The sequence below is a fragment of the Acetivibrio straminisolvens JCM 21531 genome, assembly GCF_000521465.1.
GTDB lineage: Bacteria > Bacillota > Clostridia > Acetivibrionales > Acetivibrionaceae > Hungateiclostridium > Hungateiclostridium straminisolvens.
Window position 1 is genome coordinate 1 of sequence record NZ_BAVR01000072.1, and the last position, 18,188, is coordinate 18,188.

Here is an 18,188-nt window from a genome sequence, read left to right on the forward strand (position 1 = left end):
GCGGTGCAAATTCTTTCAAAGCCAGAGTTGCATCCGGCGCAGACACTCCTACCAACATCCAACTGAGGTTGGGAAGCGCATCCGGAACCCTTATAGGCACCCTTACTGTACCTTCTACAGGAGGCTGGAACGATTATGAGGAAAAATCCTGCAGCATAACCAATACTACAGGATTAAACGACCTGTATCTGGTATTTAGCGGTCCTGTTAATATCGACTACTTCATATTCGATTCCACCAGTGTAGCTCCTACTCCTACACCGCAACAATCGCTTCTCGTAGGCGATATAAATGGAGATGAAAAAATTAATTCAACGGATTATTCGATACTGAAAAGGCATATACTCAATATAAACAGAATTTCAGGGGATGCCCTTGCCAGGGCCGATGTGAACGGTGACGGAAAGGTTGATTCCACCGACCTCATGATGCTGCATAGATATCTTCTCGGTGTAATTACTTCTTTCCCAGGCAACAACCAGCAACCAAGCCCCAGTCCAATCCCAAGCCCACAGCCAACGATTAATCCGAATGCAAAGCTGGTAGCGCTTACTTTTGACGACGGCCCCGACAATGTGCTTACGGCGCGTGTTCTCGATAGGCTTGATAAATATAATGTTAAAGCAACATTTATGGTTGTCGGCCAGAGAGTTAATGATTCAACGGCTGCTACCATCAAAAGGATAGTTAATTCCGGCCATGAAATAGGCAACCATTCATGGGGCTATTCAGGTATGGCCAATATGAGTCCGGCAGATATAAGGAAATCTATTGCCGATACAAATGCAGCTATACAAAAATATGCAGGAACAACACCCAAGTTCTTCCGTCCGCCGAACCTTGAAACAAGTCCCACATTATTCAACAATGTTGATTTGGTATTTGTAAGCGGCTTAACGGCAAATGACTGGATTCAGTCCACCACCGCCCAACAGAGGGCATCGGCAATTATAAACGGTGTGAAAGACGGCACAATAATTCTGTTGCATGATGTTCAGCCCGAACCTCATCCAACACCGGAAGCTCTGGATATAATTATTCCAACACTGAAGAGTCAAGGCTATGAATTCGTGACCTTAAGCGAATTGTTCAGATTAAAGGGTGTTCCAATAGACCCTTCGGTTAAAAAGATGTATTATTCTGTGCCGTAAGTTAAATCCGAATATTTCATTCCAAGAGGCCAAATTATCAAGATAAGGGGAATATGATTCTTCCCCTTATCTTTTTAGTTTTGCCGATAATTTTTATTCTTTATACTAAATAGCCTGTTCGTTTACCCACACAACATATTTTTCCCAAATCTTCGAATTTCCCTAGTTAAACTCATATTTGATAATGTGTTTTATAAAGATAAAACCTCCTTATTACATCTACCATAAAACGGTAATAATTACATACTTTGTATAGAATAATAGTTACACCATTTGAAACTCAAAGCCTGTCATTACATAAATTTATAGTTATTTGACAACAATAGCTTTAGATAAGGAGGTTGCTTTTATGAGTGAAACAATTCTTGAAAAAACAGAGAGCAGAGTTAGCTACCTTGATTCCGTTGAGGAAATGCTAAAATTCATACGAGAAGATGGTTTATCCAATGCCTTTGACAGATATGCTTTGCAAGAAAAAATACGCTGTAAGTTTTGCTTGGAAGGATTAAGCTGTAAACTCTGTTCTGACGGGCCTTGCAGAATTAGCGAAAAAGGCGGTCAAACAAAGGGTGTATGCGGTATTGGCCCGGATGCAATGGCAATGCGTGAATTCCTTCTCCATAACATTATGGGAGCAGGTACTTACAGCCATCACGCCTACGAAGCATATCGCACCTTGAGGGAGACCGGCCGCGGGAATACACCGTTTAAAATTACGGATGTAAACAAACTAAAATGGCTATGTCAGATGGTAGGAATCGATACAAATAAAAGCGAAAACCAAATGGCAATTGAACTTGCAGATCTTCTGGACGCAGAAATGTCGAAGGGGCCGGACCAACCTAGTATTATGGTTGAGGCTTTTGCTCCCAAAAAACGAAAAACCGTATGGAAGAATCTCAACATATACCCTTCCGGAGTTATTCATGAGATACAGAATTCTGTTGCAAGCTGCTTGACCAACGTAGACGGAGATTATGTATCATTGGCAAGAAAGTCCCTTAGGCTTGGGCTTGCAACAATCTACACTGCCCAGATTGGTCTGGAAATGGTTCAGGACATACTCTACGGAACCCCTACCCCCCATGAAGTCAATACAGACTTGGGTATAATGGACCCAGATTATGTCAATATAGTATTTAACGGACATCAGCCGTGGATTGGCGTAGCAACATTGCAAAAAGCAAAAACTCCGGAAATACAGCAACGGGTAAAAAATGCAGGTGCGAAAGGATTACGTATTGTCGGTTCAATTGAAACAGGACAGGAGCTTTTGCAAAGATTCCCTGTTGATGATGTTTTTGTGGGCCTAACAGGTGACTGGCTGACAATCGAACCCCTTCTTGCCACAGGAACAGTGGATGTAATTGCGATGGAGGAAAACTGCTCCCCTCCGGCGATAGACCAGTATGCGGAAAAATACCAGATTACTTTAGTAAGCATAAGCACAATTATCGGTATGCCCGGATTAAAGGAACTCATCCCATATCATCCCCAGGATGCGGACAAAATGGCGGATCGGTTAATTGATCTGGCAATTGAAAACTTCAAAAAGCGCCATGGCAAAATCACTTCAAGAGTCCCAAAGAGAATCCAAAAGGCAATCGCCGGATTTTCAACGGAAGCAGTACTCGGAGCCCTCGGAAACAAGCTTGACCCATTGGTTGAAGTAATCAAGCAAGGAAAAATTAAAGGTGTGGTTGCCCTTGCAAGCTGTTCTACTCTAAGGAACGGACCGCAAAACTGGAACACAATTAACCTTGCAAAAGAACTGCTTAAAAAAGACATCCTTATCGTCAGCTGCGGATGCGGAAACCATGCGCTGGAAGTCGCCGGGCTGTGTGATTTGTCAGCTCAAGACATGGCTGGTCCGGGATTAAAGGAAGTTTGCAACATGCTTAAAATTCCTCCTGTTTTAAGTTTCGGAACCTGTACCGATACCGGAAGAGTCTCAATGCTTGTTACGGCATTGGCCGACCACCTTGGTGTGGACATACCCGATCTTCCAATTGCAGTAACCGCTCCCGAATGGATGGAGCAAAAGGCAACGATTGACGGGGTGTTTGCTGTGGCATACGGTGCATATACCCACCTCTCACCGACACCGTTTATAACCGGTGCCCCAAATCTGGTGAAACTTCTTACGGAAGATGTAGAATCCTCACCGGGGGAAAAGTTGCCCTTGGTGACGACCCGGTACAGGTTGCACAGGATATTGAAGCACATATTGAAAAGAAGAGAAAAGGACTCGGTTTAAATTAAAAACTCTCCCCTAACGTTTAAAACCACCGGACAAGCCGGTGGTTTTCTTTTATAACACCTAGTTTCAGAGGTATACGCCTCTTATAAAAGCAGAGCACATCCTTGCCTCGTTATACCCTCTTTTTATATATTCTTATCGATATTGCAATGGATATCAAATTTATAACCAAAGTAAAAACCACAGCCGCAAACATTGCAGTAACAATATTTACATACGATTCCGAAAGAAATCCCGCAAGCCCGTCACCAAGCAACATCCCTGCCCCCGTCATAATTATAATCAGAGCAAAAAAGGCAAGACGTCCCTTTTCCACACCGAACTTGAACATGAACGGAAGATTCACCGCCAGCATGACAGTTGCAACGCAGGCAACAAGTATTACCGAAACAATACCTTCAATCTCGAAAGCCGTATTCTTTATAAGGCTCATGACTATTTGTGCGGCAATTGAAAGTAAAGCTGCACAAGCAACAGCTATATACCCAAGGACGTATTTGCTCCCTACTATACTTCCATCCGAATACGGCATCATCAATGCAAGACTGTTCCATTTGGAGCGTTCGTCATAGGCCAGCGCCGTAATCGGCAGCATTGCAGCATATACCATGGCAATTGCGGCTATAGAATATCCGGGAATACTGGCAAAAATAAGGATCAATATGATATAAATTTTTATTTGCTTTATCAGTGTGTAAAAGTCTTTAAGGAGTAATGCTTTCATTATTTCTTATCTCCTTTCGCTAAGATAGAATAATATCCTCCAAAGTGGTAAATTCAGTGCTGAATGTGTGAGAAACAGCCGATTTCAAAACCAGGGCTTCAACACCGTATTTACTGATCTTTTTGCCCTTTACCGCTTCTTCAGGTATCTTTTCAAAGTCTGCCTTTGACATCTTGACAATAGCATATTCTTCCAAAAGTTTATCCTTCTCCTCGCAGAACAGAAGCCTGCCGTTGTGGATAAAAGCAATGTAGTCGCATATCTTTTCGAGATCGCTTACTATATGGGAAGACAGAAGCACAGAGTGCGTTTCATCCCGGGTAAAATCGTTGAAAATATCCAGTATTTCGTCGCGGATGATAGGATCAAGCCCGCTGGTGGCTTCATCCAGAATCAGCAACTTTGGTCTGTGGGACATGGCAACAGCAATTGCCAGCTTCATCTTCATACCACGCGAAAAATCCTTGAATGCTTTTGTCTCAGGCAGTCTGAATCTGTGCAAAAAATTGCTATAGCAGACATCATCCCAGTTACGGTAAGTATTTTTCATGACTTTCCCCACATTTTTCGGTGTCAGAACCTCAGGAAAGTACGCTTCATCCAGCACCACGCCTATATCTTCCTTAACGGCGTTGAACTCATTACTCAGGTTGTCGACTCCCAAGACCTTTACGCTTCCGCTGTCCCGGGAAACAGCATTCATAATCAGTTTGAGGGTTGTGGATTTGCCCGCTCCGTTTTCACCGACAAGCCCCAAGATACTCCCGGCAGGCAGCTCAAGATTTATGTCCCTAAGCTCAAACCCCGGGTAAGTCTTGCTAAGATTCTTAATTTCAATGGCATTCATTCATCTATTCCTCCTCTTGGATGATGCTAAACATCTCAATAATATCATCGCGGGAAAGATTGCAGGCTTTGGCAAGACGCTGTATTTCGCGGATATACTCTTCTATCCTTTTCAAGTGTTCCTCACGGATAAGTTCCATATTCTTTTTCGCCACATAACAGCCTTTTCCAGCGACAGTGTAAATGTACCCGTCCCTTTCCAGTTCATCATAAGCTCTTTTGGTCGTAATAACGCTGATGCGGAGATCTTTCGCAAGTGCCCGTATAGACGGAAGCATATCTCCTTCTTTAAGTTCGCCCGAGATGATAGAATCTTTTATCTGATTGTATATCTGTCCGTATATAGCTGATCACTCATATTGCTTAATATAATGTCCAAGGTGATGCCTCCAATCAATACTGTATATATACACTATATACAGTATATACAAAAAGCAGTACTTTGTCAATAGCTAGCCAAGCAAAAACAATGTTATCAAGCTACATTTTCCTGCCTCATTTTAATTCAAAATATTATATAATAGATAAAGTACATATAGGGATAGGTAAATCAGTTGTAATTTATGTTTTGGGCTTTGTAGCTTTTTGAGTGATTTGCCGTACCGGTTGGATAATTTCATGGGAGGATTGACTGATATGAAAGGATGCATAGTATACTTTTCCGCCACGGGAAACACTGAATATGTTGCTAAAGCAATTAAGGATGAGTTTTCAAATAACAATATTTCTTGTGACCTCTATGAGGTTTCTAAAAAATCAGGGTTTGAAGACAAATATGATTTTTACGTTTTTGGAGCACCCATTTATGCCGAAATGTTCCCGGCATTTTATACAGAATGGATTAAAAAGCATATAACAAAAGGAAACGGCAGGAAATGTATTGTTTTTTCCACTCAAGCAAATAACATTGCATGCGGACCTGCTTCCCTTGCCAAAGATTTAAAGAAAATAGGCTTTGAGGTTGTTATTGAAGATTGTGTTTTAATGCCCAATAACTATTATATTGTAATGTTTAGAAAGTTTACCGAGCAGCAGATTAATGATGCCTTAAAGAAATCAAAAGAACACGCAAAAATAATTGTGGATACTTTTATTAAAAACAAAACATATTTTGCCAATGCGAAGGGCAGAGAAATATGGGCAAAACCGGTTTTCAAGCTGTTTATGCTGTGGTCTAAAAAATGGGCAAAAAAGAGTCTTATTGCCGATATGAGTAAGTGTACACGGTGTGAATTGTGTCAAAAGCAATGTCCGGTACACAATATCAAGGTAAATAAAGACAGTATTACATTCTTTGAAAATTGCGTTTCATGCCAAAGATGCGTGCATAAGTGTCCTGCAAATGCTTTTCTGTACAAAAATAAGGCGATTGACCAATATAAATTGCCAAAAGAAGTTCATTTGAAAAAAATATAGAGAAACGGCAAAATAATTTTGCTAATAACAGTAGATAGGAGCCAAATCAACTTGTCTAAAGTAATTTGGCTCCTTTTGCTCATTTCAAATTAATCATTGAGAAAAGCTCTTAAGGACAAAATATTGCCGTCAATAAAGCTGAAATTATTATCTGCTTTCCTTGCTTGCCACAAGTCGATTAAGCCTTTCTGTCATGATTATCATCAAAATAAGAAACAGACTCAAGTAAACCGGATACAGGGAAATTGTCGCAAACCTTGCCAACACACCAAATATAGGCGGCATAAATGTCGAACCGGTATAAGCACTTGCCATTTGTATTCCAATAATAGCTTGGGAATTCTCCGCACCAAAGTTTTTTGGTGTCTCATGTATGATACAAGGATAAATGGGAGCACATCCTATACCGATTAAGACCAGACCCACTAAAGTTATAAGATCAACCTGCAAAGGCAGAATCACCGCCGTCAATCCCACAGCTATAATGCCCAGTCCTATACGAATCATATTGCGGTTTCCCAATTTGTCGGTAACAAAACCGTTTAGAAAGCGTCCAAAGGTAATGCCCAAATAAAACAGCGAAGCCCATCCGGCTGCCACTTTCGCTTCAATTCCCTGATGCAGCACCAAATAACTGCTGGCCCACAAACCTGCGGTAGTTTCAAGAGCACAATAAGAAAAAAACGCTATCAACACCTGCTTAACCCCTTTAATTCTCAATGCCTCATGAATTTCAAATGCTTTGGTTCCTCCGTTTGACTCTCTTTTTCATCTTTACCTGTTTGTTCCAAAGAGGTAAGCTAAAAAATAGAATGACAGTCAAAACAATTTGAAAAATTCCCACTGTCGTATAACCGCTTTCCCAACTGTTTTTGACCGATAAGCAATAACTCATAATATAGGGCCCGACCGAAGCACCTATACCCCAAAAACAGTGCAGCCAACTCATGTGCCTTGAGGCATAATGGAGTGCCACAAAATTATTCAAAGCCGAATCCACCGCTCCTGCTCCAAGACCGTAGGGAATAGCCCAAAGGCAAAGCATCCAAAAAGTTTTCGAAATAGAAAATCCAAACAGAGCTACCGCTGTCATCAATACACTAGTTGCAGTCACAATCCCTGTACCGAATTTGCGAATTACCCGATTTGCATTTAAGCTCGAGACAATGGTGCAACCTGCTATAATCATAGATATTATACCTGCTGAAGAAACGGACACACCCAACATGGGGTACATGGTAGGCCAAGCTGCCCCAAGAAGAGCATCCGGCAATCCCAAACTGATAAAAGCAAGATAAATCAACGCCAGCAGCAACGAATACATTATGTATGCCTCCCGTTAATCTATTTTACAAAAAATACACCCACTATATTATATTGAAATATTCTTAGAAAAAAAACATTAGAACTCTTAAGCTCGGAACATCGAGTCCCTTTGCTTTTGCCTCTTTCATTTCATTCCGAGAGGCTAAATTATAAACAGGACAGTTTATTGCTGCCCTGCTCTCTCTAATATCAAAACCATATTCTTCCGTAATCCAATAATTTCGTGCTACATGTTTACATATCAAATTTGATATTCAAACTAAATATATTTTATAATAAATCTAATGTAGTTGCAATTATATATATGGGCATATTCGTCAAAATAGAACCTTATAGCCTGATATCTTTACCTTATTCTCCTTAAAACTGTCTATAGATAAAATTTTCCACCTAAGCTGCAATTCCTGTCGCTGACAAAAGCAACCTCCGTTTTATTGTCTTAAATTATATATTTTACTATAATATTTAAATATCTATTGGACTCAAGGACACTTTCTACTGTAATGTAATTGAGTCTATAAAGATAGAACCGCTATCGGTTTTATCAAAAATCAAAGAGATGGATTCAATATGCTTGAAATCAAGATTTTTAAATTCATTAAGCGGTAAATTGATACATGAAACAGGTGATGCAGTAGACCAAAAAGTTAAAACCATATCCCCTAAAGGGGTATAATCCATTTCTCCCGGTGTACGTTCCAAAGCATTCATGTTCTCAGGTAAAACCACTCTTGAGAGGTTTCCGTAAGCATCCTTTAACTCAACAGTAAACTGTTGTGAGGCATCCTTCTTGTTCAATTCGTCCGCGGAATCAATCACCATATTAAGCGTCAATGCCTCATGCCGGCTGAAATCTTGCACCTTTGGGGATATATTCACCCGACTGTTTCTATCGGTCCATTTTACATTTATAAGCGGCCTGATATTAAAAGGTTCAATGCCGGAAGTCACCGTATCAATCAACACTTTATCCAATTTAAAAAACCACGAATCTACAGTAGCTTCCACAAAACCTCCTTCCGCTTTAAAATCATCTGTCGTTGTTACATCTACCAAATCAATCTTCTTATCGGTCCGATACATGGTTTTTACATTAAAGCCGTACATCTTATTGGGTTGTGGCAAATTCGCATTGATAAAATCATCAGTTTTGCCTAGAAGTACAGCGTTAAAGAAACCTACCGCATAGTTGGTTAAAAAGCTTTCCTGTTGTTCTCTGGTGAGCTGGTCATCAAGATTTTTATGTCTTGAACGCCACGAATCATTTTCTTGAATATTCCTGTTAAAATAATTGTGGTTACCTTTCATAAGCAGTGTTACAAAATGTAAGCCCTTGCTTTTGGCATTTAGCATACTGTACATATTATAGCCATCCAATTGAACATCCCCATCATATTCGGAAACTATGATTGCAACATCGATATCGGGCATTTCCCTTTCAAATAATGCTGTAGGTGCAATAGAAAGCAGAGCCTTGATTCGGACTCCTCTCTTTGCCTGGTCGTCGGTAATATCAAAAATAGTTTCTCCTCCCCGGGAGTGCCCTGCCAAAGCAATCTTATCAAAATCAATCTTCCCCTTTAAATCCACTCCATATCCCGGATTATTTCCCTCATTGGCCAAAATTAAGTTTTCAATATGGTCGTTGGCTATGGGAATGGACTTTTCAGCGTCATCACCATCTCCGTACTTCCATATATAGGGCTTACTCATATCCATGGATACGGCTATATAGCCGTTTTCAGCCAAATCCTTTACCACGTAGTCGAATCCGGTATCAAACCTCTTAGTTTCGTCATCATTTGAGTGAGAACCATGGGTGATTAGGATGAGAGGAAAAGGCCCGTCTCCCTCCGGCACACCAATAATTCCCCTAATATTATAAGGCATAATCTTGCCGGCCTTAGACAAATATTCTTTTTTGCCAAGATCGAACTCTGTAACTATAGCTTCGTACTTACTACCTTTGGGAGCTTCTAAATTGTAAAGTTCCAAATTTCTGACAGTCTCTTTGGCAATCTCCGGTGTTACCTGAGGCTCTTCGGTAACTTTTTCCGTTGAACAGCCAACAAACACAAACATCGTCAAAATTAGCAACCAAAACAGGGTACGGTTCTCTGTTCTATGCCATCTTCCTATCCTGCGAAAACATTGACACAATATAATCAATATTAACACTCCCTGCTTACTTTTGAATATTGGCTAAAACCGCTCCATTTAAATTCGTCAAGGTTTTTAACCAATCCTGCTTTTAACAGACTCGACTGAATCCGTATCATGCCCCATTAATGCTTGACATAGTACTAAATTTCCGGCTTCAATATAAATTCATAATTTTTATAAATGGCCCCATAAAAATCTTATGTCCTGCGAATATATTATATATAATATACGGAATATTTATGGAGAATTTATGTTTTTATTATAGTACATCTATTTTATTTTATATAAATAATATTGCACATGGGGGAAAAAGTAAAATGATTAATGCACCAAAAAAAAAAGATTTTAAAGAAAAAGAACAGGTGTAAAAGGCTTATAGCAGCTCTCATTGTTGTAATGCAGCTACTAACGACGAGTATATTATTTGCAGAAGCACCGCCCGAAACTTTTACACCCGCTGAAAACTGGGAGGATTTTGATTACTTTAACTTTGCCGAAGCCCTGCAAAAATCGCTATATTTTTATGACGCTGAAAAATGCGGAGTTGCGGCAGGCTACCACCAAGGCGGAAGACTTGAGTGGAGGGGGCCGTGTCATGAAGTCGATGAGAGAATTCCCATTTCCAACACATCTCTTTCTGAGGCTTTCTTAGAAAAATACAGACATATAATCGACCCTGACGGAGACGGTACCGTAGATGTACACGGAGGCTTCCATGATGCAGGTGACCACGTACGTTTCGGTCTTCCCCAAAGCTATGCGGCAGGTACTTTGGATGGGGATTCTATGAATTCAGGGAATCCTTCAAGGCAATCGGGGAAGAAGAGCACATGATTGAGATTTTAAGATACTTTACAGATACTTTTTTGCGTTGCTCATTTATGGACGAAAAAAGGCGAAATTGTTGCTTTTTGCTACATGGTTGGTGAAGGAGACGAAGACCATTGCTATTGGGGACCCCCGGAATTGTATCCCGAAGAATACTTAAAAAGCAGACCGGCGGATTTTGCAACTTTTGATGCTCCCGGAAGTGATGTTTGTGCGAGCACGGCTGCAGCACTTTGTACATCATATTTGAATTTTAAGGATGAAGACCCCGAATACGCCGAAGAATGTCTTACCGTTGCCAAGGCACTGTATGATTTCGCAGTTAAGTACAGAGGATTGCACAACGGTGACGGTTACTACACCTCGGATTATGACGAAGATGAATTGTCATGGGCTGCTGTTTGGCTCTATGAGTGCACCGGAGACATGAAATACATAAATGACATAACTGCTGTTGATGAAACCGGCAATTATGTAGGATATATGAAGAGAATAATACCCGACACTTTTAAACAGAATGTCTGGTACAATTCATGGGTTCACTGCTGGGATGCCGTATGGGGAGGAACCTTCCTAAAACTGAACCAGTTGTTCCCTGAAAATGAATTGTTCGACTTTATCGCAAGATGGAATGTTGAGTATTTGTCAGGCGGAAAATGCCCACACAAAGATCCCAACGATAAGAATTATTATAAAACATCCCCTGCCGGATACACAATGATAAACGGCTGGGGCTCTGCCCGTTACAATACCGCTGCGCAATTATCTGCTCTCGTATACATGAAAAACAATCCGGAAAGGACAGATTTCGGTGAGTGGGCAAAGAGTCAAATGGAATACCTTATGGGAAGAAACCCTATGGGTTATTCGTACATAGTCGGTTACGGCTATGAAAGAGGTCTGCCTTTTGCAAAGCATCCGCACCACAGAGCAGCTCACGGCTCAAAGACAAACAGCATGAACGACCCCGAGGAGCACCGTCATATATTGTGGGGAGCGCTTGCAGGAGGACCCGATATAAATGATTATCACATTGATTCAACTACCGAGTACGCTTATAATGAAGTAACGATTGACTATAACGCTGCGTTTGTAGGGGCACTGGCAGGACTGTATAAATATTACGGAGAGGGACATGAACCCATACCGGATTTCCCTCCGTTAGAGCCGAGAACCGATGATTACTTCTGTGAAGCAAAAATTGTCCGTGAAACTAAAGACAGCACACAAGTTCTTTTAAGAATTCATAATGAATCGAGCCAGCCTCCTCATTATGAAACAGGAATGATGGCAAGATACTTCTTCAATATAAGTGAGCTTATTGAAAACGGTCAAACCATAGATGATGTAATATTTGCAATTGAATATGATGAACAAGTTTCCATGCAGCAGGAACCCATTGTATACAGAGGACCTTTTAAATGGGATGATGCGGGAACATACTATTTTGAATTTGACTGGAGCGGAAGAAAAATTTATGGAGACAGGGAGCTTCAGATTTCCTTTAGAGTTAAACAGGATTCAAATTACATGACTCATTGGGACTCCAGCAATGACTATAGCAGAAAGGGCCTTACAAGTGAATATGAAGTATGCAAGAATATACCCGTATATTTGCATGGCGTAAAGGCTTACGGAGAAGAACCGCCAAAGCTTTCTCCTACACCGACTCCAACAATTGATCCTAGTGTAACTCCGGATGTTAATGCTTCAATCAGTGTATCATACAAGTGCGGAGTAATGGATGATGCGAAAAATACTATAAGAGCGACAATAAATATTAAGAATACCGGAACTACTCCTGTAAACTTATCGGATATCAAGGTTCGATACTGGTTTACAAGTGACGGAAACGAGCAGAATACCTTTGTGTGCGATTATGCAGCTTGCGGAACGGACAACGTAAAGGGTACTGTCAAAAAGATAGAAAATCCGGTCCCAGGTGCCGATTCGTATTGTGAAATCTCATTTACTGAGGATGCGGGTAAGCTTGCCCCCGGAGGAAGCACAGGAACAATACCTTTCAGAATTAACGGTTCAAAAGAATATGACCAGACAGATGATTATTCGTATAATTCCAAAATGTCGGATGATTTTGGGGATAACACCAAGATTACTGCTTATATAAAAGATACACTCAAATATGGAGTTGAGCCCGTTACAGTTGCTGATATTATATTAGGTGACCTGAACTATGACGGTAAAGTCAACTCTACAGACTATTCAATTTTGAAAAGGTATATACTTGGGACAATTAACAAGGATTCGGATCCTAATTTCCTGAAGGCCGCAGATGTTAACAAGGATGGACGTGTTAATTCAACGGATTACTCATTAATGAAACGTTATATTCTTGGCACAATACCGTCTTTTTAATAAAATAAGCAGATTAAGATATGGATAGATTTGTTCAAGCAATATTATGAACCCGAAAAGGTTAATAATATTGCTTGAACTGCTAAGTAATTTAGTTCTTCAGGGGATAGTGTTAACCATTCTGAGTTTTTGGTGTTTTGAAATTTCAATTATTTCGAAAAAGAGGGGTCATTGTTTTTTATTCGAAAAAAATTTGAAACCTCTTGATATATAGTCAATTTACTGATTAAAAGTGTAATGAAGTTTACACTAACAATATTAATTTGGGGGGATACATAATGAAAAGAATTGGGGCACTTGTCTTGATCACTGCTCTTCTGGCAGGAATACTTCCAAAATCGGTTCTGGCCGAAGAGCCAAAATTTAACTATGTAGATGCGTTTGCCAAATCAATTCTGTTTTACGAAGCCAACTGGTGCGGTCCTGACGCAGGAAACAACAGGATAAAATGGCGTGGTCCGTGTCATATTGAGGACGGCAAGGATGTGGGGCTTGACTTGACGGGAGGCTTCCATGACTGCGGAGACCACGTTAAGTTCGGATTGCCTCAATGTGCTTCGGCATCAACACTTGCTTGGGCTTACTATGAATTCTCAGACGTGTTTATTGAAAAGGGACAAGATGAGTATATGCTCAACATTTTAAAGCATTTTTGCGATTACTTCATGAAATGCTATCCTGAAAAGAATAAGTTTTACTATCAATCGGTGACGGTGATGTGGACCACCAGTACTGGGGACCACCCGAGCTTCAAAGCTACGACAGACCCACATATTATGTGGCTACACCGGAAAATCCGGGTTCGGATGTCGCCGGGGATACGGCAGCAGCATTGGCGCTTATGTATTTGAATTATAAAGACAGGGATTTGGAATATGCAGAAAAATGCCTGGCTTATGCAAAGGATATTTATGAGTTTGGTATGACCTATAGAGGAAATAGTAAGGGGCAAAGTTACTATCTTCCGAGAGATTATCTTGATGAACTTATGTGGGGTTCTGTGTGGCTTTATGTTGCTACCGGAGAGCAAAAATACATGGACAATGTGGACAAACTGATGGTTGAAAAAAGAATTGGCGATGATGCCGGAAACTCGTTTAACGACAACTGGACTCAATGCTGGGACTATGTTTTGACCGGTGTATTTATCAAGCTTGCCACCCTCTCCGACAAGCCTATATATAAAGCAATTGCAGAAGACCACTTGGATTACTGGCAGAACAGATTAAAATCTTCTCCCGGAGGCATAAAGTTCTTGGACAGTTGGGGTGTTTGCAAATATCCTGCTGCAGAGAGCATGGTTCAGCTGGTTTACTATAAGTATACCGGAGACAAACGCTGCCTTGATTTTGCAAAGAGCCAAATTGACTATATTCTTGGAGATAATCCTAAAAAGATGTCCTATGTGGTCGGTTTTGGAGACAATTACCCCAAATTCCCGCATCACAGGGCTGCAAGCGGAAGACTTGAAGGACAGCCGGCTGACGAAACAAAGAACGACCCGCAAAGGCATATTTTATATGGCGCTCTAGTTGGAGGAGCAGATATAAATGATGAATATTATGATGATATAGATCAGTACGTTTATTCCGAGACGGGATTGGATTATAATGCCGGTCTTGTAGGCGCATTAGCAGGTATGTCAAAATATTTTGGACAAGGTCAAATGCCCGAAGATACTCCGGGTATTGAAGGCGAACCGACCATATACTATGCGGACGCAAAAATCTATGAAGAAGATAAAACCGGTATTACAATTGATCTTAATATGTATAATATTGTTACATCGCCTCCGGAATTTGAGTCCGGTCTATCCTGCAGGTATTTTGTTGATTTATCGGAATATGCCGGAGCAGACATTGATATGTCCAAATTTGTTACAAAAGTGTATTATTCGCCTGCAGATGCCACAATATCCGAGCTCAAACCCTATGATATAGAGAATAATATATACTATGTAGAAATAAGCTTCCCCAAGCCGGTATATGCGAGAACTTATGTGCAGTTTTGTATTTATTATTATGAAAATAAGCTCTGGGATCCTTCGAATGATTTTTCTTATGAAGGCTTGGGTAATACTTATAAGACCTTGGAGAATATTCCTATATACAAGAACGGCGTCTGGTAGCAGGAAAAGAACCGTCCGGAGCAGGACCGGTTGACCCTACACCGACACCTGTAAATTATGTATATGGAGATGTAAACGGTGATGGCAAGGTAAACTCAACGGATTGCTCAGTTGTAAAAAGATTTCTACTCAAGAATATAGAGGATTTTCCGTACGAGTATGGAAGTAAAGCTGGAGATGTTGATGGCAACGGTAAGATAACCTCAACGGATTATTCTTTGATTAAACGGTTTGTACTTCGCAGTATAGACAAGTTCCCCGTAGAGGAGTAATTCAAAACAGCATGAAGATGTTTTAGCGATTGCAAACTTAAAAGCAATGCTTCTAGACAAGTAATTTCAAGTTATTAAGCTTTGCAGAATATCAATCTGAACTACCTTTGCGTTATGCATTATTGCCAGATTTGTTAAGTTTTGTATGTAAACTTAATCTAATCTGGCAATAATTATTTATAATGCTATATTCCCCTTCGTTCGCAAACTGGCGAATAGTTTTGCCGATTCTTAAATAGAATAGAAACAGGTATAAAGCGGTAAGTTATTCTCCAATATTCAGTTGGAGAGTAATATATGCAGATTTTATGCAAAAAATAAAAATTCTTGTTTGGCCCAAAAAAAATGTTTATTTTTGTTTAGCCCTCGTAATCTTACTCATATTGTTGATCACTCTAATTTCACTGCAGTTTCGAATAATGGAAGATACTTTTGACGCAACCGGTAAAACCATTGTCATTGATCCCGGACACGGAGGTATTGACGGCGGAACGCATACCGATAGATTGCTGGAGAAGGATATTAATCTTGAGGTTTCGAAAAAGCTAAGGAATCTGTTAACGGATATGGGATATCAGGTTATCCTGACAAGAGATGAAGACATCGCCCTTGATCATCTGTCTGATACCGGAAAAAATCGACACCAGCGTGATTTGAATGCCAGAGTTCAAATCATAAATAATAGTAATGCCCAGCTATTTTTAAGCATACACGTAAATTGCAATTTCAAAAATCCCTCGGCAAGTGGTAGTATAGTTTTTTATGGAGACCGATTTTCTGAGAATAAAGAACTAGCCTACGCAATACAGCGGGCATTAAATGCCATAGAGATAAACGGCAAAAAACGAACTGTCCACGATCCTGTCCTATCCAATCGATATTACCTTTTGAACCATTCCAAAATTCCCGGTGCTATTGTAGAAGTCGCTTTTATATCAAACACTACCGAGTGCCGAATGTTAGAAGGAAGTGCGTTTCGCGATGAGCTTGCAAAAGCAATTGCAGAAGGTGTAAGCAAATATTTAATTCAATTAGAGAAAACTAAGTCTAATTAATTATAGTATCTCAGAACACTCCATACAAGCGGACACGGAAAAGTTGGCTAGGCCCTCGCCCTATTTTGTCCGGAATGAACCCCAAGGAAGTGCGTCTCATTGTGCAGGATGCTTTTAATGATATTCCTTGTTATGAACGTAATATTTTTTTAGATGGGCAAAAGCCAAAAGAGCATGTTATCAAGAAGCTGAGGGAGGCAGCTAATATCGCTGAAAAGAACGGCTTCGCCGTGGCTATCGGTTATGTAGGTACAGAGGGCGGCAAAGTAACTGCTGAAGCAATTCAGGAAATGCTGCCTGAGTTTGATGAGCGTAATATTCAACTGGTGTTTATTTCTGAGTTGGATGAATAACAATAAAAGCAGCTTTATTGTGTCAAAAATCTATATATTGTTGTATGCTTATACTCTTTACCCGCACTAAATACAGGTGATGGAAAATGCTTGTGCTTTAAAGAATTGGGAAAATATTGTGTTTCCAGACATAATCCTCCCCATTTTCTGTAGCGAATCTTATCTTTCGCTTCCTTATCACCGCATAGATTGTTGCCTGAGTAAAACTGAATTCCCGGCTTCGTTGTATAAACTTCCATAAATCTGCCGCTTTCAGGGTCATATAATTCGGCAGCCTTTTCAGGAGCTGTACCGGAGACATTGAGCACCCAATTATGGTCATACCCGTTTCCCAACTTAATTTGAATATCATCACTTAAAAGCCCTGTTCCAATAGGTTTCATTGAGGTAAAGTCCATTTGGGTCCCTCTCACATCCAGAATTTCTCCGTAGGTAGAAACTCTTCGTTTATAGGTGTAAATTTGTCTGAATAAATCTTCAATTGGTGATTTGTAATCTCACCGGCTCCATGACCGGAAAGATTGAAATATGAATGATTTGTGAGTTTATAACAGTATCTTTATCCGAAACGGCGAAATAATCAATCCTTAAAGAGTTGTCATCCCCTAAAGAATAAATAACTGTAGTCTTCAAATTGCCGGGATAGTTTTCTTCACCATCCTTGCTTAAATATGTTAACTTTAGGCACTCTCTATTATCTATAATAACCGTTTCAGCCTCCCAAATCACCTTGTGGAAGCCTTTATTCCCACCATGTAAATGATTTCTTCCTTCATTATTATTCAATATATACTCTGCGCCATTAATTTCAAATCTTGAATTTTCAATTCTATTTGCGTATCTTCCAATAATACCACCAAAATAAGGGGCATTTTCAAAATAATCTTCAAGTCTGTCGTATCCGAGAACCACATCATCATATTTGCCATTTCTATCAGGCACCAGCATGGAAGTAATTATCCCACCAAAGTTTGTAATTTTAACTGTCATTCCATTTTTATTCGATAGAACGAAGATATCGATATCCTTGTTGTCACAGCCATCAATAAACTTTTCCCTTAAAATAGCCATCAAAATGTTCCTCCTTCAAAAACATAATCCTTTGGCAGTGCAATATCTTCCATATTGAATCAGCTAGCCAGAGCCTATAGATACCTCTCCTCGTAATATCAACAGGCTCTGAGACTTGCTTCCAATATTCCTTCAATTTTTTCTTCATCAAGCCGGTATAAGACTAGTCCTCAAGAATATATTTGTTTAACATAGCTTCGAGAACTTCCTGTCTTCCCG

9 protein-coding genes and 5 pseudogenes are annotated in these 18,188 nt (G+C 40.1%); 8 read left to right on the forward strand and 6 right to left on the reverse strand.

What is annotated here, in order from left to right; translation table 11 throughout:
* Both JCM21531_RS17960 and cooS read left to right on the forward strand, forming a co-directional pair.
* The coding region (locus JCM21531_RS17960) for a polysaccharide deacetylase family protein (RefSeq protein WP_131464528.1) at positions 1 to 1,151 on the forward strand (1,151 nt) is incomplete at its 5' end.
* A gap of 349 nt (positions 1,152 to 1,500) precedes the next feature.
* Entirely contained in the window at positions 1,501 to 3,408 is a 1,908-nt protein-coding gene (gene cooS / locus JCM21531_RS14775; RefSeq protein WP_243467769.1) for an anaerobic carbon-monoxide dehydrogenase catalytic subunit, read from the forward strand.
* A gap of 115 nt (positions 3,409 to 3,523) precedes the next feature.
* Here the strand turns inward: cooS and JCM21531_RS14780 are convergent, their stop codons facing one another.
* The 3 genes and pseudogenes from JCM21531_RS14780 to JCM21531_RS14790 form a co-directional block, all read right to left on the reverse strand.
* Complete coding sequence (locus JCM21531_RS14780; RefSeq protein WP_038291044.1) at positions 3,524 to 4,135, reverse strand: ABC-2 transporter permease; 612 nt, start codon at positions 4,133 to 4,135, stop codon at positions 3,524 to 3,526.
* Between the two features lie 19 nt (positions 4,136 to 4,154).
* Positions 4,155 to 4,982 (reverse strand): ABC transporter ATP-binding protein, encoded by an 828-nt coding sequence (locus JCM21531_RS14785; protein ID WP_038291046.1) that lies wholly within the window; start codon positions 4,980 to 4,982, stop codon positions 4,155 to 4,157.
* A 4-nt stretch (positions 4,983 to 4,986) separates the two neighbouring features.
* Positions 4,987 to 5,360 (reverse strand): annotated as a pseudogene (locus JCM21531_RS14790) (GntR family transcriptional regulator).
* Positions 5,361 to 5,617: 257 nt separating this feature from the next.
* Here JCM21531_RS14790 and JCM21531_RS14795 point away from each other — a divergent pair.
* Positions 5,618 to 6,397, forward strand: coding sequence for an EFR1 family ferrodoxin (locus JCM21531_RS14795; RefSeq protein ID WP_038291049.1), 780 nt, complete (start codon positions 5,618 to 5,620; stop codon positions 6,395 to 6,397).
* A 147-nt stretch (positions 6,398 to 6,544) separates the two neighbouring features.
* Here JCM21531_RS14795 and JCM21531_RS25180 read toward each other — a convergent pair.
* Together JCM21531_RS25180 and JCM21531_RS14805 are read right to left on the reverse strand one after the other, a co-directional pair.
* Positions 6,545 to 7,721: pseudogene (locus tag JCM21531_RS25180) on the reverse strand (MFS transporter).
* 497 nt (positions 7,722 to 8,218) lie between these two features.
* Entirely contained in the window at positions 8,219 to 9,892 is a 1,674-nt protein-coding gene (locus JCM21531_RS14805) for an alpha/beta hydrolase (protein ID WP_157833695.1), read from the reverse strand.
* A gap of 390 nt (positions 9,893 to 10,282) precedes the next feature.
* Between JCM21531_RS14805 and JCM21531_RS14815 the strand changes: the two are divergent.
* From JCM21531_RS14815 to JCM21531_RS14830, 5 genes and pseudogenes are all read left to right on the forward strand, one after another.
* Positions 10,283 to 12,340: pseudogene (locus tag JCM21531_RS14815) on the forward strand (glycoside hydrolase family 9 protein); the annotation flags it as partial.
* On the forward strand, positions 12,329 to 13,090 hold the full coding sequence (locus tag JCM21531_RS25185) for a cellulose binding domain-containing protein (protein WP_500784531.1): 762 nt from the start codon (positions 12,329 to 12,331) through the stop codon (positions 13,088 to 13,090). The pseudogene JCM21531_RS14815 and the gene JCM21531_RS25185, both read left to right, overlap by 12 nt.
* Before the next feature lie 278 nt (positions 13,091 to 13,368).
* Positions 13,369 to 15,490, forward strand: a pseudogene (locus tag JCM21531_RS14820) (glycoside hydrolase family 9 protein).
* 419 nt (positions 15,491 to 15,909) lie between these two features.
* Positions 15,910 to 16,545 (forward strand): N-acetylmuramoyl-L-alanine amidase family protein, encoded by a 636-nt coding sequence (locus JCM21531_RS14825; protein ID WP_243467772.1) that lies wholly within the window; start codon positions 15,910 to 15,912, stop codon positions 16,543 to 16,545.
* 74 nt (positions 16,546 to 16,619) lie between these two features.
* On the forward strand, positions 16,620 to 16,898 hold the full coding sequence (locus tag JCM21531_RS14830) for a divergent polysaccharide deacetylase family protein (protein ID WP_094184821.1): 279 nt from the start codon (positions 16,620 to 16,622) through the stop codon (positions 16,896 to 16,898).
* A gap of 14 nt (positions 16,899 to 16,912) precedes the next feature.
* Here the strand turns inward: JCM21531_RS14830 and JCM21531_RS14835 are convergent.
* Positions 16,913 to 17,969 (reverse strand): annotated as a pseudogene (locus tag JCM21531_RS14835) (aldose epimerase family protein).
* Positions 17,970 to 18,188 lie beyond the last annotated feature (219 nt).